The sequence below is a fragment of the Bifidobacterium aesculapii genome (genome assembly GCF_001417815.1).
Lineage (GTDB): Bacteria > Actinomycetota > Actinomycetes > Actinomycetales > Bifidobacteriaceae > Bifidobacterium > Bifidobacterium aesculapii.
This window is the reverse complement of sequence record NZ_BCFK01000011.1, coordinates 1-20,439: the sequence shown is the minus strand read 5'-3', so window position 1 is coordinate 20,439 and position 20,439 is coordinate 1. Positions and strand designations below refer to the sequence as shown.

General features: G+C 65.5%; 15 protein-coding genes. 9 read left to right on the top strand and 6 right to left on the bottom strand.

The window, feature by feature from the left end; translation table 11 throughout:
• Positions 1-96: 96 nt before the first annotated feature.
• Together BFAL_RS01655 and BFAL_RS01650 are read right to left on the bottom strand one after the other, a co-directional pair.
• Positions 97-1,179: an alpha/beta fold hydrolase gene (locus BFAL_RS01655; RefSeq protein WP_055426714.1), complete on the bottom strand. Its 1,083-nt coding sequence runs from the start codon at positions 1,177-1,179 to the stop codon at positions 97-99.
• 54 nt (positions 1,180-1,233) lie between these two features.
• Positions 1,234-3,783, bottom strand: coding sequence for a S9 family peptidase (locus BFAL_RS01650; protein WP_055426713.1), 2,550 nt, complete (start codon positions 3,781-3,783; stop codon positions 1,234-1,236).
• A 345-nt stretch (positions 3,784-4,128) separates the two neighbouring features.
• Between BFAL_RS01650 and BFAL_RS01645 the strand changes: the two genes are divergently transcribed.
• Genes BFAL_RS01645 through pknB form a run of 7 tightly spaced genes read left to right on the top strand, consistent with a single transcriptional unit; the run spans position 4,129 to position 13,357 of the window.
• Complete coding sequence (locus BFAL_RS01645; protein WP_055426712.1) at positions 4,129-4,830, top strand: FHA domain-containing protein; 702 nt, start codon at positions 4,129-4,131, stop codon at positions 4,828-4,830.
• A gap of 40 nt (positions 4,831-4,870) precedes the next feature.
• Positions 4,871-5,443: an FHA domain-containing protein FhaB/FipA gene (locus tag BFAL_RS01640; RefSeq protein WP_055426711.1), complete on the top strand. Its 573-nt coding sequence runs from the start codon at positions 4,871-4,873 to the stop codon at positions 5,441-5,443.
• A 7-nt stretch (positions 5,444-5,450) separates the two neighbouring features.
• Positions 5,451-7,253, top strand: a complete 1,803-nt coding sequence (locus BFAL_RS01635) for a PP2C family protein-serine/threonine phosphatase (RefSeq protein ID WP_082440255.1) — start codon at positions 5,451-5,453, stop codon at positions 7,251-7,253.
• Entirely contained in the window at positions 7,250-8,821 is a 1,572-nt protein-coding gene (locus BFAL_RS01630; RefSeq protein ID WP_082440254.1) for an FtsW/RodA/SpoVE family cell cycle protein, read from the top strand. The genes BFAL_RS01635 and BFAL_RS01630 overlap by 4 nt, the downstream gene beginning before the upstream one ends.
• Positions 8,818-10,284, top strand: coding sequence for a peptidoglycan D,D-transpeptidase FtsI family protein (locus tag BFAL_RS01625; RefSeq protein ID WP_055426710.1), 1,467 nt, complete (start codon positions 8,818-8,820; stop codon positions 10,282-10,284). Before BFAL_RS01630 ends, BFAL_RS01625 begins: the two co-directional genes overlap by 4 nt.
• Complete coding sequence (locus BFAL_RS01620) at positions 10,281-11,270, top strand: serine/threonine-protein kinase (RefSeq protein WP_055426709.1); 990 nt, start codon at positions 10,281-10,283, stop codon at positions 11,268-11,270. The genes BFAL_RS01625 and BFAL_RS01620 overlap by 4 nt, the downstream gene beginning before the upstream one ends.
• Positions 11,267-13,357: a Stk1 family PASTA domain-containing Ser/Thr kinase gene (gene pknB, locus BFAL_RS01615; protein ID WP_442319909.1), complete on the top strand. Its 2,091-nt coding sequence runs from the start codon at positions 11,267-11,269 to the stop codon at positions 13,355-13,357. Before BFAL_RS01620 ends, pknB begins: the two co-directional genes overlap by 4 nt.
• 401 nt (positions 13,358-13,758) lie before the next feature.
• On the opposite strand, the gene BFAL_RS01610 is transcribed toward pknB, so the two are convergent.
• From BFAL_RS01610 to BFAL_RS01600, 3 genes are all read right to left on the bottom strand, one after another.
• Positions 13,759-14,403 (bottom strand): anthranilate synthase component II, encoded by a 645-nt coding sequence (locus BFAL_RS01610; protein WP_055426708.1) that lies wholly within the window; start codon positions 14,401-14,403, stop codon positions 13,759-13,761.
• 146 nt (positions 14,404-14,549) lie between these two features.
• Positions 14,550-15,773 carry a class E sortase gene (locus BFAL_RS01605; RefSeq protein ID WP_082440253.1) on the bottom strand — a complete coding sequence of 408 codons (1,224 nt, stop codon included), beginning with the start codon at positions 15,771-15,773 and terminating at the stop codon, positions 14,550-14,552.
• An 81-nt stretch (positions 15,774-15,854) separates the two neighbouring features.
• A complete protein-coding gene (locus BFAL_RS01600; RefSeq protein ID WP_082440252.1) occupies positions 15,855-16,748 on the bottom strand; it encodes a DUF881 domain-containing protein in 894 nt (297 codons plus the stop codon).
• 188 nt (positions 16,749-16,936) lie between these two features.
• Between BFAL_RS01600 and crgA the strand changes: the two genes are divergently transcribed.
• Positions 16,937-17,356 carry a cell division protein CrgA gene (crgA, locus tag BFAL_RS01595; protein ID WP_055426707.1) on the top strand — a complete coding sequence of 140 codons (420 nt, stop codon included), beginning with the start codon at positions 16,937-16,939 and terminating at the stop codon, positions 17,354-17,356.
• 1,855 nt (positions 17,357-19,211) lie between these two features.
• Here crgA and BFAL_RS01590 read toward each other — a convergent pair.
• Positions 19,212-19,922: a rhomboid family intramembrane serine protease gene (locus BFAL_RS01590; protein ID WP_370696046.1), complete on the bottom strand. Its 711-nt coding sequence runs from the start codon at positions 19,920-19,922 to the stop codon at positions 19,212-19,214.
• A gap of 152 nt (positions 19,923-20,074) precedes the next feature.
• On the opposite strand from BFAL_RS01590, the gene BFAL_RS01585 reads away from it, so the two are divergent.
• Positions 20,075-20,305: a hypothetical protein gene (locus tag BFAL_RS01585; protein ID WP_055426705.1), complete on the top strand. Its 231-nt coding sequence runs from the start codon at positions 20,075-20,077 to the stop codon at positions 20,303-20,305.
• Positions 20,306-20,439: the final 134 nt, after the last annotated feature.

Sequence of the window (20,439 nt, the reverse complement as noted above, 5' to 3'; positions counted from 1 at the left end):
CGGGTGAACTCTAGGTAAAAAACTACACTCGACTACGTAATCGGCGTAGTTCGCCCGCGTGCGACGGCACACGCAGCCCGGCAGCCGCCGCGGCGTTCAGTCCGCGATCACCTTGTCGCCGTAGAACGCGAGAATCCGCTCCAGATACGGCCCCGCCACGGCGTTCGGCATCGAGAAGACCTCATGCTCGGACTCGTCGATGCGCACCAGCGTAGCCTGGCCGGAACCGTCCAGCACGCGGCGCACGAACTCGTTCTGCGGCTGGTTGCGCACCCAGATGTCATGCCCCGCCTGGAACAGCAGGATCGGCGTCTCGATCTGCGCGCACGCTGCCGGATCGAGCACGGCGCGGTTCAGCCTCATGGCCTGCCGCACCCATTCGAACGAGGCGCAGTACGTCTGGTAGTCGCGGTTCTCGCAGCGCAGCTTATGGTACCAGCGTTCGCGCGCTTCGCTGGAGAGCTGGTACGGCCCCAGGTCGAGCACGCCATCGAAATCCTTCTGGCCGAACACGCGACGGCGTCCCATGCCGCACAGGCACAGCACGTCGACGAGCGCGCGCGTGAGCCACATCGGCATGCCGGTCTGCGGCGCGATCATCGGCGCGGACAATACGGCGCGGTCGAACAGCGACGGGTAGCGTTCGAGCACGGCCGCGCCGATGCCGCCACCCATCGAATGGCAGAACAGGTCGAGCGGGCGGCCGTCCGCATACGATTGGCCGATCGTCTCGGCGAATCCGGCGAGATCGGCCACATAGCGCCGCCAATCGTCGATCCACACGAGGCAGGGGTTGTCGACGTCGCGCGCGGATTTGCCGTGGCCGCGATGGTCGAGCACGCACACCGAATAGCCGGCGAGCAGGAAGTACCAGACGAGTTCGTCGTATTTCTCCGCGAACTCGGTGAACCCGTGGCTGATGACGATGGCGCCGCGGAAGGCCGCGCTGGCGCCGGCCTCGCGCTCGGTGTCGAACTTGGCGGCGTCGTAGCACAGGTAGTGCAGCTGGCCGGACCGGCCGCCCGTGTCGAGGCACCCGGGCAGCGGTTCGAGCCCGGCCGACCGCTCGGCGTCCGACGGGTCGTACCAGCCCTCCACACGGCAGGCCGCCAGCGCCGGGATGACGGTGCGCTCCATCGTTTCGGCGTAGCGGCTCTCGTCGATCATGTTCACGTGCATGCGCCCAATCCTACGCAACCACCCGCCCCGGGCCGAACCGTGACGGAGGCGGACCTACCCCAGATGGCTCTTGAGGAAGTCGCGTTGGAGGGTGAGCAGGTTCTCGGCGACGGTCTCGTCGTTGGTCATGTGCGTGATGCCGGTCAGCGGCAGGAACGTGTGCGGGCGCCCCGCGGCCATCAGCGCCTGCGAAAGCCGCAGGCTGTGCGCGATGGTCACGTTGTCGTCGGCGAATCCGTGGATGAGCATGAGCGGCCGGTCGAGCTTCGGCGCATCCGCGACGATCGAATTGCGCTCATACACCTCCGGATCGAGGCCGAGGTAGCGCTCGGTGTAGTGCGTGTCGTACAGCGTCCAGTCGGTGGGCGGCGCGCCGGCGCAGGCGGCGGCGAACACGTCGGGCGCGTCGAGCACGGCGAGCGCGGAGAGGAATCCGCCGTACGACCATCCGATCATGCACACCTTGCCGAGGTCCGGTGCAGGCATGGGCGCCGCGTCGACACCCGCACGCGCCGCGTTGATCGCGACGACCGCGTCGGGCAGGGCGCGCACGGCCTCGATCTGGTCGGCGAGCGTCACATCCTTCATGTCCTCGAAGATCTCGCGATCCCAGCGCGGGCCGCGGCCGGTGGTGCCGCGCCCGTCCGCGGTGACGACGAGGAATCCCTGATCGGCCCACCATTGCGCGTCCCAGTAGAACGACTGCGCGGCGACGACCTGCTGGAATCCGGGGCCGCCGTACGGTTTCATCAGCACCGGAAGCTTCTCGGCTTGCGCGTACGGACTGTCGGCCGAGGGCGCGACAATCGCCGTGTACAGGCGATGCGCACCGAGCCGCGTGAACGTCACGTCCGGCGCGAATCCGGGGTCCGTGGCATGGTTCGCGATGGGCGCGGCGAGCACGCTGAGCTCCGCCTCATCGTTCTCCACGGCCACGGTGGCGTCGTCGCGCGCGGCCTCCTCGTCCACGTCGCCGGCGACGGCGTCGATGCCCGCGCCGCCCAGGGCGAAGGAGTGCGTCATCGTCACGCCGGCGCGCGCCATGCTGCGTCCGGTGACGACGATGCCGTCGCCGCTCCGGCTCGCGGTCCACACGCCGGGCCGCGACGTGACGGGCGTGATCGACCCGTCGAAGCCGAAGCTCACCACGTCGAAGCTGCGGGCGTCATGTGCGCCGACGCGCGACTCGTCGGCCGCGTCGTCGCCGTATGCCGTACGCGCGAAGACGCGCCATCCGAGCGGCCCGTCGGGCGCGAGGTCGGGTTCGCGCTGGACGACGGCGAGCACGTCGTCGTCGGTCACGTCGAGCACGGTGCGCACGTTCCAGCCTTCGGGCGTGAACGCGCGCCCGTCGACGGTGAGCCGGTTCGTGTCGCCCGCCATGTCATTCCACGCGCAGACCAGACGGCCGTCGGGCGTGAACGCGGGCGTGCCGTGGATCAGGTCGATCCACTGGCCGTTCGCATGCTCCTCGAGCACGCGGGTCTCGCCGAACGCCCGGTCGGGCGTGCCGGCGACGGCGACCTCAAGCACCTGGTCGCGGGTCTGGCGGCGGTTCTGCACGAGCACGAGCGGATCGTGGCCGCGCGTCCAGCTCACGGCCGCGACGTATTCGTATGATTCGCGGTCCCATGCGACGTCGGCGTTCGCGGTGATGCCCATGTAGCGGTCGTCCTCGTCGAACGCGAGCGTGATGGCGGTCAGGTAGACGTCGGCGTTGCGGGTGAGCGCGCGCGGGTAGCGGCGACCGGCGGCGGGATGCTCCGGGTCGGCCGGATCGGAAAGGAACCACGTCGGTTCGTCGGCGGTGTCGAAGGATTCGAAGAGCACGTGGCGGGAGTCCGGCGACCACCAGAATCCGTCGTAGCGGTCCATCTCCTCGCCGGCGACGAATTCGGCGAGACCGATCCGCCACGTGTTCTCGGCGGGTTCGCCGTCCTCGTCCTCGACGGCGACGCCGTAGATGGCGGTCACGCGGTCGTCGAGCGGCTCGTAGTCGTCACCGTCGTAGTCGTCATCGTCGATGTACTCGTCCGGCCAGTCGCCGATGTCGACGAGCATGAGGTGCTCGCCGGTGGTGTACAGCACGTGGTCGCCGTCCGGGCTGATGCGCGGGTTGAGGACGGGCGTGTACAGGTCCGGGTCCTCGTCCAGCCACTCGCCGGCCAGTTCGCGCGTCGCGACGTCGGGCGCGTTGCCCTGCACGCCGGGCTCGTCGTCATCCCACGTGATTTCGGTGAGGAACAGGCGGCCGTTGATGGTGAACACGACGCGGTCGCCGTCGGCGCACACCGAATACCCGACGATTCCGGCGCCGCCTTCGCGCGCACGTTCGCGGCGGGCCTTCTCTTCGGCCGGCACGTCCTCGCTGTCCGCCTCCGCGCCGAGCAGGTCGCGCGGGTCGGCGAGCTTGGTCTCGTGATGTTCCCCGGCGGCGTCGAACCAGCTGAGCCACAGGGCGGTGACGAGATCCTCGGGGCCGTCGGAACGCAGGAACAGCGCCGCGGAGCCGTCGCGGATGGCCTTCGCCGAGCGCGGGGCGCCGCAGGTGAATCGCAGGGTGCGCGCCTTCGCGCGGGGGAAACCAATGATCGCATCGTTCATGGTTTCCACGGTACACGCTCCACCTTCGTCACGGTTCAGTCCGCGCCCGCCACGGTTCAGTCCGCCCTTTTCACGGTTCACTCCATGACTTGTCCCGGAAAAACGAGGCAAACCCCGGATTCAACCGTAACCCTGCCGGATTCAACCGTGACTGTGCCGGAGCGAAATGCGCCCAAGTGGGGAAACGGCCCTGAAACGGACGGCGTACCACGCGCAGCCATGGCGCGTCGCAGCGGCGAGTGGGGACGACACGGCTGTGATTTGTTGCTTTTGCAAGTATTGACACATGGCCTAAGGCGCGTTCCGCCCCCTGCGTACACTGGTCAAGGATAGAAAGGGATGACTATGAGCGTTCTCGACCGTTTTGAAAAAAGCGTGGAAGGCGCAGTGAACGGAGTGTTCTCGAAGTTCGGCTCCAAGGATCTGCAGCCCGTCGACCTCTCCAGCGCACTCGAGCGCGAGATCGACAACGAGGCCATGCCTGTGGGCCGCGACCGCACGGTCGCCCCGAACGAATACCGCTTCAAGCTGAGCACGCCCGACTTCGACCGCATCGAGCAGTGGGGCAGCGAGACCCTCGCCGACGAACTGGCCGACAATCTGACGAACTACGCGCGCACCCAGCACTATGCGTTCGTCGGCCCGGTCGTCGTGATCTTCGAGGAGGACCTCGACCTGAGCAAGGGCAGCTTCAAGCTCACCTCCGCCTCCGTGCAGGGCAATGCGGTGCCGGTCACCACGAACGACCAGAACCAGGACAGCCCGCTGCTGGAGATCAACGGCAGCCAGTACCTGCTCACCAAGGACAAGACGATCCTCGGGCGCGGCTCCGGCTGCGACATCGTCATCGACGACCCGGGCATCTCCCGCAAGCATCTGGAGATCGACATCACCCCGAACGGCGTCATCGCGCGCGATCTCGGCTCCACCAACGGCACGTACGTCGAAGGCCATCAGGTGCCTGCGGCCACGCTGCTCGACGGCAACACCATCACCATCGGCCGCACGCGCATCCTCTACTGGGCCTCCGCTCAGGAGCAGGAGTGACGACGGGCCCGCGCCCGTACGGGATTAAGGTCGAAACCGCATGACCGAACTGACTTTCGCACTACTGAAGTATGGATTCCTGATCCTGCTATGGGTGTTCGCGTGGTTCGCCGTGCGTTCTTTGCATAAGGACATCGAGTCCTTCAGTCCGCGTCCCTCGCGTTCGCGCCGCCGCAAGGAGCGTCACGCCACGCGCAAAACGACCACGCCGGCCGTCGCCGTGACGGGCGACGCTCCCGTCGTGGCCTCGGCCGGTGGGTCGGCGGAGGAGCCGCGCAATGCGCAGACGCCACGTGGCGACGCCGGGCAGCGTGCCGGCGCGCCCACGCTGCTGGTCATCATCGACGGCCCGTTGGCGGGCTCCTCGGTGCCGCTGACCGGCAAGACGATCACACTGGGACGCGCCGCGTCGAACACCGTCGTGCTCGACGACGAATTCGTCTCCTCGCATCACGCGCGCGTCTACATGGACCAGCAGTCGGGCCAGTGGGCGATTGAGGATCTCGGCTCCACCAACGGAACCGTCGTCAACAACCAGCGTCTGACCGTGCCAACCGTACTCCCCGCCCGCATGCCCGTACGCATCGGCGCCACTACTTTCGAGCTGAGGTGATGCATCGATGACAGCATCCGCCGACCAGTCGCAGACCACACCGCTGCCGCAACAGTCCACCGGGCGCGACGCCCGCGACGAGCAGGCCACGCAGGCGCTGCCGGTCAACGCGCAGGACATCCAGCCCACGGCACCGTTGGAAACCGCCGCCGCCGTGCATGTCAACCATGACGACGGCGACACGCTCGGCGACACCATTCACGACGCGACGGGCGACGCCGCCATCGTCGACGACGAGCGTAACGTCGCCGCGGACACGAACGGCGACGCTCCCGCCGACGACCAGCAGCTTTTCCTGTGCTCGACCACCGTCTCCGACGTGGGCACCGTGCGCGCGAACAACCAGGATTCCTCGTTCGCGGGCGAGCATTTCATCGCGATCTGCGACGGCATGGGCGGCCACGCGGGCGGCGACACCGCCTCCACCATCGCCATCCGTTCGCTCGCGCACATCGAACGCGACGACGTGACCGACGACGTCAAGACCATCTCCTCGATGCTGGAGACGTCCGTGATGGCCGCGCACGACGCGATCGTCGGCAAGGCGCGCCGCGAGCGCAAACTCGCCGGCATGGGCACCACCGTCACCGCCGTCGCGCTCGTCAACGGATGGTGGGTGCTCGCGCACATCGGCGATTCGCGCGCCTACCTGCTGCGCGACGGCGTGCTCAGCCGCACCACGCAGGACCACAGCTACGTCCAGCATCTCATCGACACGGGCCGCATCACCCCGTCCGAAGCGAAGAACCACCCGCAGCGCAACGTCGTCATGCGCGTCCTCGGCGATTTCGACATCGACCCGCACCCGGACATCGCCATCCTCAAAGCGCACCCGGCGGACCGTTGGATGCTCTGCTCCGACGGCCTGTGCGGCGTGCTGGAGGACTCCACCATCGCCGAAACGATGACGGAACTGTCCGATCCGGCCGAATGCGCGCAGCGTCTCGTCGCGATGGCGTTGCGCGCCGGCAGCACCGACAACGTGACCGCGGTCATCGGCGACGCGACGCTCGCGCTCGACGCGCACGCGTTCGCGTTGCCGCACCAGACGCCGCTCGTGGGCGGTGCGGCGAGCGCCAGCCTCGAACCGCTCGCGGACATCGTCAACGAACCGGTCGCCACGGCACCCGCCCTGCGCGACGACGGCTCCCCCGCACGCCGCGCGGCCGCGCTCACGCAGGAGGCGCAACCCGAACCGCGGCCGGCGCCGCGCGTCGCACAGCCGTCGATCGTGCGCGAGGAGGAGGGCGAACGCAAGAACCCGGACACGGGCGAGATTCCCGTCGTGCAGAAAAGCGACGGCGTGGTCACCACCGATCCGAACGATCCCGCCGTCAAGCGCGCCATCCACGAGGAGAAGCTCGAACAGCGCAAGACCGAGCACGGCCGTCGCCGCAGGCGCCGCGTGGTGCTGATCGTCGTGATCGTCGCGCTGCTCGCCGCAATCGCGGGAGGCGTGTTCGGCGCATACCGGTACAGCCAGTCGAAATACTACGTCGGCGAGGCGGACGGCGTCGTCGCGATCTACCAGGGCGTGCCCACGAATCTTGCGGGGCTCGAACTGTCGCACGAGGTCGAACGCACCACAATCAAGGTGGCCGACCTGCCGTCCACGTGGCGTACGGAACTGCAGCAGGGCATCGTGCGCGACAGCCTCGGCGAGGCGCAGGACCACGTCAAGCTGATCCGTGACGAGCTGAAGTCGATGCAGCAGGCGCAGGCGGACGACGCGTCGAAGAACACGACGTCCGGCACGTCCGGCACGTCCGGGTCGAGCGAAACGCCGAAGGAAGGCGGGGACCAGCAATGATCGTCCTCCGCCTGCGTCAGATCGCGCTGCTGCTGGCATCGTTCGCGATCTGCGGCATCGCGTTCTACCAGATGTTCTACCGGGTCGACGGTTCGTTCCCCGGCGAATACGCGATGGCATTGGGCGTCACGGCCGCATTGTCGCTGGTCTTCTGGGTTCTCGTGCTCCGCTTCCTGCCGTATGCGAGCCAGGTGGTGCAGCCGTGCGTGCTGCTGCTCACCGGCATCGGCGTGGTGATGATCGCGCGCATCGACCATGAGAACGGGACGTCGGTGGCGCTGCGCCAGATCATGTTCGTGTGCATCGCCATCGTCCTGTGCTCCGCGCTGGTCATCGGGCTCAAGGACTACCGCGTGCTGCGCCGGTTCTCGTATGTGAGCATGGTCGTCGGCCTCGTGCTGCTGCTTTCCCCGATGCTTCCGGTGCTCGGCCAGGAGATCAACGGCGCGCGCATCTGGATCAGGATTCCGGGCGTCGGGCAGATTCAGCCGGGCGAGTTTGCGAAGCTGTTCCTCGCGTTCTTTTTCGCCGCATACCTGTTCGACCACCGCGACCAGCTGGCCGTGGGCGGCAAGAAGGTGCTGGGGCTCCAACTGCCGCGCATCAAGGACCTCGGCCCGATCGTCATCGTGTGGGTCGCTTCGATGGGCGTGCTCATCATGCAGCACGACCTCGGCACCTCGCTGATGTTCTTCGCGATGTTCGTCGCGATGCTGTACGTCTCCACCGGACGGCTGAGCTGGATCGTCATCGGCTTCATCGCCTTCGCCGCGGGAGCGGTGCTCGCCGCGAGCATATTCAGCCATGTGGGCGCCCGCGTGGACGCCTGGCTGCACCCGTTCGACCAGGAGCTCTACAACCGTGAATACGGCGGCTCCTACCAGATTGTGACCGGCCTGTTCGGCCTCGCCTCAGGCGGGCTGATGGGCACCGGGCTCGGACAGGGCCACCCGAGCATCACGCCGTTCGCGAACTCCGACTACATCTACGCCTCCGTGGGCGAGGAGCTGGGTCTCGTCGGCTGCATGGGCGTGCTCGTGCTGTACGTCATCATCATCGCCTCCGGGTTCGTCACCGCGATGAAGATCAAGGACGGTTTCGGCAAGCTCCTCGCCTCCGGTCTCGTGTTCACGATGGCGTTCCAGGTGTTCACCGTCGTCGGCGGCATCACGCTGGTGATTCCGCTGACCGGTCTGACCCTGCCGTATATGGCGGCCGGCGGCTCGTCGCTCATCGCGAACTACATTCTCGCGACGCTGCTCATCGTCATCTCCAACGCGGCGAACAAGCCCGCGCCGGACACCGATTCCGAAACGTTCCAGTACGAGGCGATGGCAGTCCTGCGCGACCACGAGCTCAAGGAGCGCGAGGCGGAACTCGCCGCGGCGCGCGACCTGCGCTCCAACGACGACGACACGCGCGACACCGCGGGCGACACCCCGATCGCGCCGATCGCGCCCGTGCGGACGTCGCTCGACCCGCGTGCGGCGTCCGCGGACGACGCGCGGCGCGCCGGCGGCGGGCGTCACGCCGCGCACGCACGTTCCAGCAGAGGAGGCGCCAGGTGAACAAGACCCTCCGACAGCTCTTCACCGCCGTGATCGTGCTGTTCACGATCCTCGGCCTGTCCACGACGATCATCACCGCAATCCGCGCGACCTCGCTCAACGCGGACACGCGCAACACGCGCGCCCTCTACCACGAGTTCGGCGCGCCGCGCGGCTCGATCCTCGCGGCGGACGGCACGGTGCTCGCCAAATCCGACCCGTCGAACGACGCGTTCAAATACCAGCGCTCGTACTCGAACGGCCCGCTGTACGCGCCCGTGACCGGTTTCTTCTCGATCAGCCAGCGCGCCGACCGCGGCGTCGAGGCGTCACGCAACTCGCTGCTCTCCGGCGAATCGGACAGCCTGTTCTGGCAGCGCATCAAGTCGACGCTCACCGGCAGCGACAACAAGGGCGCGAACATCGAGACGTCCATCAGCACCTCGCTGCAGCAGGTCGCGTACAACGCGCTCGGCAACCAGTCCGGCGCGGTCGTCGCGATCGAACCGAAGACCGGGCGCATCCTCGCGATGGTGTCGACGCCCAGCTACGATCCGAACGTGCTCGCCACGCACGACGGCAACGCGCTGACGGAGAACTACGCGAACCTCACGCAGGACCCGGCCAACCCGATGCTCAACAACGCGACGAGCCAGCTGTTCCCGCCCGGATCGACGTTCAAGACGGTCGTCGCCGCGGCGGCGCTCGAAACCGGCCAGTACCAGACGGACACGCAGATTCCCGCCGGCGCCAGCTACACGCTGCCCGGCACGGTCACGGACCTCACCAACGTGGACGCGCGCGCCAACGGCGCCAACAACACGATCTCCCTGGAGGACGCACTCGCCTACTCGTCGAACACCGCATTCGCACAGTTGGGCGTCGCGCTCGGGCAGGACAAGATCTCCGACATCGCCACGAAACTCGGCTTCGGCAGTTCGATCGTCGTGGACGGCACCGATTCGACCGGTTTGCCGATCAGGGCCGTGGCGTCGAAATATCCGACGTCGATGACCGACGACAAGCTCGCGCTCGCCTCGATCGGACAGGGCGACATGGTCGAGACGCCGTTGCAGAACGCGCTGATCGCCGCCGCCATCGCAAACGACGGCACGCTGATGCGCCCCACGCTCGTCGACCGCGTGCGCGCCAGCGACCTGTCCGTGCTGTCCGAGACGAAGGCCTCGACGATGTCCGAACCGTTCAGCGCGGACACGGCGAACAAGCTCACGCAGATGATGCAGGCGGTCGTCACCAAGGATTCGCCCTCGCTCGCCCCCGCAGGCGTGAGCGTCGCAGCGAAGACCGGCACCGCACAGACCGGCGTCGGCAACACCGGCATCGACGGATGGGTGATGGGCTTCGCCCCCGCCGACGACCCGAAGATCGCCGTGGCGGTGGTCGTGACCAATACCTACGGCTACGGCGTCGAAGCAGCAGGCCCGATTTTCCGTTCCGTACTCGAGGAGGCGCTCAAGCAATGAAACTGATCGAAGGACAGCTGATCCATCGCCGATACCGCCTCGACTCGCGCATCGCGAAGGGCGGCATGGGCGAGGTCTGGAAAGGCTGGGACATCCAGCTCGGCCGGCCGGTCGCCATCAAGGCGCTGCGCTCCGACCTGACCAACGCGGAGGCGAAGCTGCGCCGTCTGCGTGCCGAAGCGCACAATTCCGCGAACCTCGCGCACCCGAACATCGCCGCGTTGTTCGAATACTACGAGCATGACGGCATCGGCTTCCTCATCATGGAGTACGTGCCGTCGAAGTCCCTCGCGGACCTGTTCCACGAGAAGGGCGCGATGGACCCGCTGGAACTGCTGCCGATCCTCATCCAGACCGCGCGCGGCCTGTTCGTCGCGCACAGCCACGGCGTGATCCACCGCGACGTGAAGCCCGCGAACATCATGGTTTCGGACAACGGCGAAGTGAAGATCACCGATTTCGGCGTCTCCTACTCCACGAATCAGGAGCAGATCACGCAGGACGGCATGGTCGTGGGCACCGCCCAGTACATCTCCCCCGAGCAGGCGCAGGGCCAGCAGGCCACGCCGCAGTCGGACATCTACTCGCTGGGCGTCGTCGCGTACGAGGGCCTGTGCGGGCATCGTCCGTTCACGGGCGCCACGCCCGTCGACATCGCCGCCGCGCACGTGAACGATCCGGTGCCGCCGCTGCCGAACGACATCGACGTGCAGCTGCGCGAATTCGTCATGTCGATGCTGGCGAAGGATCCGCTCGACCGCCCGAAGGACGCGCTCGTCGTCTCGCGCACGCTCGCGCGCATCGAACGCCGCCTGCTCGACCAGCAGACCGAACTGAACGATGCCACCATCATCACGGGGCGCCGCCTGCCGCGCAGGATCTCCAGCACCCCGCACATCCCCCTCGTCTCATCGCCTGACAGGCGCGACGGCGGCCCCGCGGACGGCCGCGCGAACCAGCAGACGTTTTGGAAGGAGCAGCAATGAGCAACATGCCCTCTTCTCTGGCCCAAGGCCGCTATCAGCTGGGGCAGCTGATCGGCCGCGGAGGAATGGCCGAGGTGCACGTGGCCACGGATACGCGTCTCGGACGCACCGTCGCCATCAAGATCATGCGCGCCGACCTCGCCAATGACGAGATCTTCCTCAAGCGGTTCCGCCGTGAGGCGCACTCGGTCGCGCAGATGAACAACCCGAACATCGTCAACATCTATGATTCGGGCGAAGAGACCGTCGTCGGCGAGAACGGGCAGGCCGAACTCCTGCCGTACCTCGTGATGGAGTACGTGAAGGGACAGACCCTGCGCGACATCATCCGCGTGAACGGCGCGCTCTCGCAGCGCGACGCCGAACAGGTGATGCTCGGCGTGCTCAACGCGCTCGAATACTCGCACCGCATGGGCGTCATCCACCGCGACATCAAGCCCGGCAACATCATGATCTCCGAGCAGGGCATGGTCAAGGTCATGGACTTCGGCATCGCCCGCGCGCTCGACGATTCCGCCGCCACGATGACGCAGTCGCAGGGCGTGGTCGGCACCGCGCAGTATCTCTCCCCGGAGCAGGCGCGCGGCGAGACCGTCGATATGCGCTCCGACCTGTATTCGGCCGGCTGCGTGCTCTACGAGATGCTCACCGGGCGTCCGCCGTTCACCGGCGATTCGGCGGTGGCGATCGCCTACCAGCACGTCTCCGAAGTCGCGACGCCGCCTTCCGCGGTCGTGCCGGGACTGCCGAAGATGTGGGATTCGATCTGCGCGAAGGCGATGGCGAAGGATCGTCAGAACCGCTACGCCACGGCCGCCGACTTCAAGAACGACATCCTGACCTACATGAACGGCGGCGTGCCGGTCGCGGCGGCGTTCAACCCGCTCACCGATCTCGCGAACATGAAGGCGCGCAAGCAGGCCGAACAGGACGCCGCCACCGTGCCGCTCAACCCGAACGACAAGAACTCCACGCAGGCGTTCAACCCGGTGACCGGCCAGTTCGAGCAGGTGGCGCCGGCGGGCGTCGGCGCCGGGCAGTCGACGGCCGCGGCGGCCCGTTCGCGCGCCGCGCAGCGTGAGGCCGCGCTGAAGGCGAAGCGCAAGAAGCGCATCATCCTCGGCTCGGTGTTCGGCGGCCTCGTGGTCGTCGCGATCCTCATCGCCGTGTTCTTCGCGATGGGCGGCGAGAAGACGGTCTCGCAGACCGCCACCGTGCCGACGATCACCTCCGCGATGACCAAGGACCGCGCCAAGTCGACAATCGAGGCGGCGGGCTTCCAGTTCCAGGCGATGGTCGACACCGATTCGACCGAACCGGAGGGCACGTTCACGAAGCAGAGCCCGAAGGGCGGCGACAAGGCGCGCAAGGGCGCCACCGTGAAGGTGTGGTTCTCCGCCGGCCCGCAGAACACGACCGTGCCCGACGTGAAGGGCATGTCGCGGTCGGAGGCCACCGCCGAGCTGAAGCAGGCCGGGTTCAAGGTGATGTCCAGCGTGCAGACGGAAGACAGCGCCGACATCGAACAGGGCGCCGTGACGCGCACCGACCCGGCCGCAGGCACCTCGCAGCCGAAGGGCACATCGATCCAGCTGTGGGTCTCCTCCGGTATGACGACGGTGCCGGACGGCATCGTCGGGCAGAACAAGGACGCGGCGACGGCCTCGCTGCAGTCGCTCGGATTCACGGTGACGATCACCGAAGAGTATTCGGACACGATCGCCGCCGGCACGGTGATGAGCGTGAACCCCGGTTCCGGCACGTCCGTCGCGCAGCGCTCCGCCGTGACGATCGTCGTGTCGAAGGGCAAGGAGCAGACGACCGTGCCGAACGTGGTCGGTCAGACGTTCGCGTCCGCGAAGGCCCAGCTGGAGGCGCTCGGATTCACCGTGACGCAGTCCGGATCGACCGGGTCGACCGATAAGGTCACCGCGCAGAACCCGCCGGCCGGTCAGGCCGAGAAGGGCGCGACGATCACGCTCACCACGCAGGGGTCCTCAACCAACGAGGATTCGGATGATTCCGGGACGACCGGTTCCGGCGGCTCCAACAGCTCAGGTAACACCAGCGGAGGTAACGCGCAGTAGGCGCGCGCGCCCGCTCCACACAGGGGCTTCGTGCTCGGTGTGGAGCGATAACGCTCCACACCGGGGCTTCAGGATTCTTGTGTGGAGCAGGTGCGCTCCACACACTGAGCCCAAGCCGGTATTCGCAGCCTATGTGGAGCGATAACGCTCCACACTCGTGCCAGAATCCCCATATACGCCATGTGTGGAGAGCCCACTCTCCACACTTTCGCTCTTCTCCTTCATTACGCGTTGTGTGGAGCAATAATGCTCCACACAATCCTCAGCGAACCCCGTTCAAGCCTCGTGTGGCGCACGGCTGCTCCACACGCCACAATACGACCCTTGTGTGGAGCGAGGGCGCTCCACACAATGATTTCCGACCTGTCGCGAGGCACCTGTGGCGCCGCACGGCAGCCCCGTCACTTCACGACTTTGGGCTGAAGGCCCTGGGCCTTGGCCACGGCGTTGGTCTGGCCGCAGACGGCCAGCCAGTTGGCGAGCAACAGGTAGCCATCCTGCGTCATCACCGATTCGGGGTGGAACTGCACCGCGTACATCGGCTCGCCCTTGACGCGCAGCCCCTGCACGATGTGGTCCTCCTGCGTCCATGCGGTCAGCTCGAGCGTATCCGGAATGGAATCCGGTTCGACGGCGAGCGAATGATAGCGGGTGGCGGTCATCGGGTTCGCGACGCCCGCGAAGATCTCATCGTCGATGTGCTCGACGAGGCTCGTCTTGCCGTGCATGATCGTCGGCGCATGGTCGACCGTGCAACCGTAGACCTCGGCGAGCGCCTGCAGTCCCAGGCACACGCCGAACATCGGCTTGTGCTGCTTCGCGCACAGACGGATCATGCCTTCGCTGGCGCCGGAATCGGCGGGGGCGCCCGGGCCGGGACTGATGAGCACGCCGTCATAGCCGTCGGTCACATGCTCGTCGGACGGGTCGATCGCGTCGTTGCGCACCACGTCCACAGTGGCGCCGAGCGTTTTGAGATAGCCGACGATCGTGTAGACGAACGAATCATAGTTGTCGATCACGAGGATGCGGGCTGAATCGGTCACAATGGGCTCCTTACGGGCATACGGGCGTACTGTCCGCAAGTCTACTCGCGACCGGTCGCGCGCGGCGGCCGCAGGCCCGCGCCGCGGACGGACGGCGTGCGCGCGGCGCAACGCGAGCCGCGCGCGACGCGACGCACGCGACGCGGTCAGGAGACCGCGAAGTTGCTCATCTGCTGGAGGAACGGGATCGTCGTGGCCGCCCACGGGAACACCCATTCGAACAGGCTCGCGGACGCGGCCACGAGCAGCAGCGCGAGCAGCACCAGACGCACCGGCAGCACGCCGGGCTGCAGGCGCAGCAGACCGCCGTAGATGCTCGCGTCGGGGCGGCGGCGACGGCCCTCGCGGATGGCCGCGAGCACCGGCCAACGCCACGCGACGGCAGCGGCGATGAACAGGACGAGCCATGCGACGAGCGAGACCGCCACGACCGGCTTCATCGAGCCCATGCGCGCGGGCAGCGACATGGCGGTGGTGCTGTTGCTGGCGAACTTCACCTTGCCGGCGGCGTCGGTGGTGGCGAGTTCCTGCGGGATTCCATCGGACACCTTCGCCCAGTACTTGAGTTCGCCCCACACGATCCAACGATGCGTCGGAGTGGAGTATTTCGGCTCGCACGTGGTGAGGGTGATCATGCGTTTGGTGGCCTGCTGGCCGCTGTTGAACGGGTCGGGCGCGATCACGTAGACGTCTTCCGGCAGCACGATCTTGTACTTCGTGTACGTGTACACGTACCAGTAGTCCTGCGTGCGCACGATGATCGGGTCGCCTTCCTTGAGCTTGTCGACGTCGCCGAGCGGCTCGCCGTAGCCGTTGCGGTGGCCGGCGATGGCGAAGTTGCCGACCTGCCCGGGCAGCTGCGTGTTCTCATAGTGGCCAAGGCCGTGGCGGGCCAGCTGGGCGGCGTCCGTGCCTTCGACGACGTTGCGCTGCCATCCCTCGCCGAAGCGTGGAATGTACAGCTGGGCGATGAGGTCGCCGTAGCTCGCCTTCTCCGGCTGCACGGGAGCGTCGCCCTGCTGCGCCTTCGCGATCGTCGTCTCGCCGCCGCCGGCGGACGGGTCGGACCAGGAGACCTGCTGGCGGGTCTCGACCTGCGTGCGTTCCGCCTCGACGCCGGTCCACCACATCTGCCAGACGATGTAGAGCGCGCAGATCGCGGCGAGGGTGATGAGGATCTCCGCGAAGACGCCGATGGCCTGCCATACGGGGCCGTTGCGGCGGGCGGTGTTGGGGTTGGAGTTGGGGTTGGCGCGGCCGCGCGGGTTGGAGGCGCGGCGGGTGTACGCGCGATTGGCGCGGCTGAAGTCGTCGTCGTCGGGGTCGCTGTAATCGGCGAGATCCGGCCCGCCGGCATACTGCGGCGGCATCGGTACGTTCGGTACGCCGCTCGGTGTGCCCGGTGCGTTCGGTGTGCTGCGCGATCCGTGACGTGCGCTGTGCTTCATCGTTTATTCCCCTTCCGTCGCGGATTGACCCGTGGCTGCGGCATCCGCATCATCCGTGGTGGATGCGCTGCCGTTTGTATCGTTCGTGTCGTTCGTATCGTTCGTGCCGGACGTGCCGCCGCTTCCGTTGGACGTGCTGGACGTACCGGACGTACCTTTGACCACTGCGGCGTACTTGAGCGGCTGAAGCAGCGACGGCGTCTCGTCGAAGGTGAGCGTCTTCTTGCGCTCCACCTTCCACCCCAGACCGAACGCGCTCACATACTGTTTGTAGATGCCGATGGCGCGCGAATCGTCGAGCGCCTTCTCGAGCTCGTCCGGATCGCCGATGGCGGAGATCGTGAACGGCGGCGAATACTTCTTGCCGTGCAGCGAAACGACGTTGCCGGAGCAGATGATCGCAGAGTTGAACAGCATGCGCTGGTCCATGAACTGCATCGAATCGGCGCCGCCCGCCCACAGCGCGTTGATCACCGCCTCGAGATCCTGCTGGTGGATCACGTATTTGTCGATGTCCTCGCTGGAACCGGACGAGTCCACCGCCTGCTCCCACATCGGCGAATCGTCGAGCGTGACACTGATGCCGGGGCCCTCCACCTTCGGCAGCGTCGTGCCGGTGCCGGAATCCTCACTGGTGGCGGGGGTGTCGCTGTTCTTCGCCGTCAGTTCGGTCAGCGTGCTGATGTCGGAGCTGAGCTTCTTCACATCGGCGGAAAGATCGTTGACCTCGGCGACACGCTGCTCGATCAGCTCGGCCGTGTCCGAATTGACGGTGGCGGTGCGGTTCGCCCGCAGATTCGCGGTGAACAGGTAGCCGGTGAGTGCCACGACGACGACCACGGCGACGCTCCCCCACAGGGAGCGTTTCGCGATATGCTTGCCGCCATGTCTGGCCATACCGTCGCCTTTCCTTCGCGTTCCCGAGGCCGTACGGACGACTCGCTTGCGCCTTACACCTCACGACTCGGAAACCATGCACCATCCACGACTCCGCCCAGTTGCGAACATCATGGCGGGCATTATTCGTCGGTTTCGAGTGTAACCACTATTATGACTTCTAGCCTATTGAAATGGAGACTACGCTGATGGCTGACGAAGAGCTCAACGAGAAGGATCAGAAGGACTGGCAGGCCGCGACGGACGCGACTGATGCCTCCTCCGAGACGAAGGATGCGAAGGATGACGGCTTCGCCGTGGACATGGATCAGGTCGAGGCTGTCCTGAACGCCACAGTGGACAAGTCCTCGATGACGCCGCAGATGCGCCGCATGATGGCGCGCCAGGAGGAGAACACCAAGCGCGTCGAAGAGACGATCAAGGGCACCAAGTCCAACCCGCGTTGGTTCGTGCCGCTGTTCTGCGTCCTTATGGTCATCGGTCTCGTGTGGGTGGTCTGCTACTACCTGACCAGCAACTATCCGATTCCGAACATCGGCGCTTGGAACCTGCTCATCGGTTTCGTGATCATCATGATCGGCTTCCTGATGACGATGTGGTGGCGCTGAAGCCGCATGATGGTGCGGTGGCGCTGAAATGGCGCTGAGGCCTCTCGCCTGATCGGGTGGTTGTGCCGGGTGGTTGCACGGCCGTGTTGTGTGGTGAGGCTATGTTGTGCGATGCGGCCGTGCGACGACGATTATGTTACCGTGGCCTTGCATAGGCGCCGCGCATAGTGGCCTTGCAGCTGTCAGGGCACAGTGACTATGCAATATGGCCTTGCAGCAGAGACGCGCAATATGGCCGTGCGACATAATCACGAACTGGTCGTGCCCAATGGGCACGACCGTCGTATATATGGCCGTCACCCAACCCATATCCGGGCGAATTCATGGGTGAGGAGGAAAATGGCCGTCCCTCAACCGCACAATCACGCGAATAGACACTGAGGGCAGAATCCCGCCATGCCGAAATCGTTGGAAAATAGCCATTCCCGCATAATGCCGCATAAAGCAGGTCAACAACGATTCCTCCCTCAACTCAAAAAGTCAGACTTCACCAGTTGAGGGAGAACTGGCGCCCATGCCCAGGACACCACGTCAAACACGCGCCCCAACCAAACGGCCACCGGCCTCTATCGACAATAACCGCTGGTTCCACGCCACCAAATACTCAGCAGTGGAACTCACACTGGAAACCAAACGATGCATCGGTAGACAAACTTCCGGCGAAGGCCACCAAACGCAGTCAAGGGCAAGTCATCGACAGAGAGTCATCCCTTCGCAAACCGGCTACTCCATCGCAGACCGGCCGTACCGTCGCAAGCCGTCAACGCATCTTCGCGAATGGCCATTCCGTCGCAGATGATCCGTTCCCTTTACAGGGAAAAACAAGGAACCAGACTGCGTTCGCACTTCTCCGTGCTGTTGGCACCGAGCCGGAATCGAACTCTGACGCGGCGCGCGGGCATATCACCACTCGATGCCGTATTCGGCGTACAGGTAAGAGTCGTACTGGCGGTCAGTGGAGGCGTTGTCGGTATGGTGCGCGTCCTGGTACATGGTGTTCGTGTTCATCATCATTCCTTTTCCTAGCTTCATCGATATCGCTTCAGGTATATCGCCACCGTGTTGCGAACTGATGTGACTTCCGCAAATCACAGGTGAATTCGCAGCGAACACCCCCACTCCCCTCACACCCCACACCCATGGTGCGGTAACACAATTCCTCCACAACCCCGGAATTGCAACGTTTTCGCCCTCTAACGCCAAAGTGGTTTACCGCACCATGGGAGAAGGCCTGGGAGAATGCGGGCATATGTGGATAACTGGCGGGGAATGTTATCCACAGTTATCCACAAGGGCGGATGCGTTGAAAATACTGGGATAACGAACTCTTCCCACATAGTTATCCACAAGTTATCCACAGTTGTGCACACCTTATCCACCGCTTATCCACCGAAGTCCACAGGTTATCCACCGTCAGGCACCACGATATGCACCACGCAGCGTAGTCCACGGTAGATAGCGACGTTGTGGATAACTCGGCGCACATCTTATGCACACGTCGTCATCGTTGAAATTGCAACGATTCCAGCAGTTATCCACTGTACATATCCACTGTTGTCCACCGGTTATCCCCCACTTATCCCCAAGTTATCCACACGGTTTTCCACATTTGTGGAAAACTACACTGATGTGATTCAACCTATGGAGGCCGGATAAAAAACTGGACGCCTTGGCGTCCGGATTGGCGTCCGTGATGTATTCGCAGGAGATGAGGTCGCGTGTCCTTGATCTGCATGTTGTGGATGGCCCGCGCGCGATAGCGAGGACGGAGAGCATGCCCACGCGCGTCCCAACACTGCGGCACGCAACGACACAATCGGCACGCGACGGACCACGCCTATGCGGTCCGCGACGTTCACGCCAGACGCGGCGCGCACAGGAGCATGACGGCGACGAGCGCGACGACCACCACGGAACCGTAGATCCACATGCGCACGGTGAAGGAGCGTCCGCGCAACTGAGGCACGCCCGCGATAAGCAGCCACGTGAGCACGCCGCCGACCACGAATCCCCCGACATGCGCCTGCCATGCGATGCCGCCGACCACGAACGGCAGCAGGAAGTTGATCGCCATCCAGATCATCATCGAACGGATGTCTTCACCGACGCGTCGGTACACGACGAGCACCGCGGCGAACAGACCGAACAATGCGCCGGACGCGCCGTATGCCGCGGTCATCCAGTCGCCCGTCAGCCGCGACCAGACGAGCATGCCGACGGCGCCACCGAATCCGGAGATCAGGTAGAGGGCGAGGAAGCGCCAGTGGCCCATCAGACGTTCGAGCATCGGGCCGACGGACCAGAGCGCGAGCATGTTGAACAGGATATGCATGAAGTTCGGCGCGTGCAGGAACATCGAGGTGAGGATGGTCCACGGCTTGACGAGCATCGTGAGCGGCATGACCATGCCGGAGCCGACGAACGCGCTGAACGCACGCGGCGCGACGAGCGAAAGCAGCATCTCCACCACCCACACGGCCACGCACAGGATGATGATGGACCAGACGATGACGGGCCCACCGTTGCGCCATTCGTACTGGATCTGCCGTTTCGTCGGGAATCGCATATGCATGATGCCATCGTAGCGGCCGGACGGGAACGTTCACAGCCACGGAGAATACCGGTGTCGTTCCACCCAATCCACACATAACCACGCCTATGATGTAAGGCAGGGTCGGCTTGAACGGACAGGTCGACGAGAATGGGAAAGGAGCCGTCATGGAGAACAAGTCGTCCAACGGTTGGAAATTCTTCGCATTGCTGTTCGGTGCACTGCTCGCCGGCCTGGTGGGTCTGTACATCTACAAGCAGCAGAACCCGGATTACGACCCGTGGGAGGAGCCGTGGGAGAACAGCTCGTCTCCGGTCGATCTCGGGCTGGACAAGGCCAAGGACGAGGCCGCCCCTGCCGAGGACGCTCCCGAGTCCGTCGCAGAGGCCGAGGCCTGATTCGCGGACTACGCATACGCAGTGAGCCCCCGCAACCCGATGGTTGCGGGGGCTCACTTGTTGCCCAAGTCACTCAGCCGTGCTGGTTGGCACGCCCTAGCGCGTGCCAACCAGCGACAGCCGTGAGGCAGGGA

Bases quoted from the DNA above. Each gene is read 5' to 3' on its own strand.
- BFAL_RS01590 (WP_370696046.1), bottom strand. From the start codon at position 19,922: ATGCGATTCCCGACGAAACGGCAGATCCAGTACGAATGGCGCAACGGT.
- BFAL_RS01650 (WP_055426713.1), bottom strand. From the start codon at position 3,783: ATGAACGATGCGATCATTGGTTTCCCCCGCGCGAAGGCGCGCACCCTG.
- crgA (WP_055426707.1), top strand. From the start codon at position 16,937: ATGGCTGACGAAGAGCTCAACGAGAAGGATCAGAAGGACTGGCAGGCC.
- pknB (WP_442319909.1), top strand. From the start codon at position 11,267: ATGAGCAACATGCCCTCTTCTCTGGCCCAAGGCCGCTATCAGCTGGGG.
- BFAL_RS01605 (WP_082440253.1), bottom strand. From the start codon at position 15,773: ATGCCGCCGCAGTATGCCGGCGGGCCGGATCTCGCCGATTACAGCGAC.
- BFAL_RS01635 (WP_082440255.1), top strand. From the start codon at position 5,451: ATGACAGCATCCGCCGACCAGTCGCAGACCACACCGCTGCCGCAACAG.
- BFAL_RS01655 (WP_055426714.1), bottom strand. From the start codon at position 1,179: ATGCACGTGAACATGATCGACGAGAGCCGCTACGCCGAAACGATGGAG.
- BFAL_RS01645 (WP_055426712.1), top strand. From the start codon at position 4,129: ATGAGCGTTCTCGACCGTTTTGAAAAAAGCGTGGAAGGCGCAGTGAAC.
- BFAL_RS01600 (WP_082440252.1), bottom strand. From the start codon at position 16,748: ATGGCCAGACATGGCGGCAAGCATATCGCGAAACGCTCCCTGTGGGGG.
- BFAL_RS01630 (WP_082440254.1), top strand. From the start codon at position 7,250: ATGATCGTCCTCCGCCTGCGTCAGATCGCGCTGCTGCTGGCATCGTTC.
- BFAL_RS01585 (WP_055426705.1), top strand. From the start codon at position 20,075: ATGGAGAACAAGTCGTCCAACGGTTGGAAATTCTTCGCATTGCTGTTC.
- BFAL_RS01620 (WP_055426709.1), top strand. From the start codon at position 10,281: ATGAAACTGATCGAAGGACAGCTGATCCATCGCCGATACCGCCTCGAC.
- BFAL_RS01640 (WP_055426711.1), top strand. From the start codon at position 4,871: ATGACCGAACTGACTTTCGCACTACTGAAGTATGGATTCCTGATCCTG.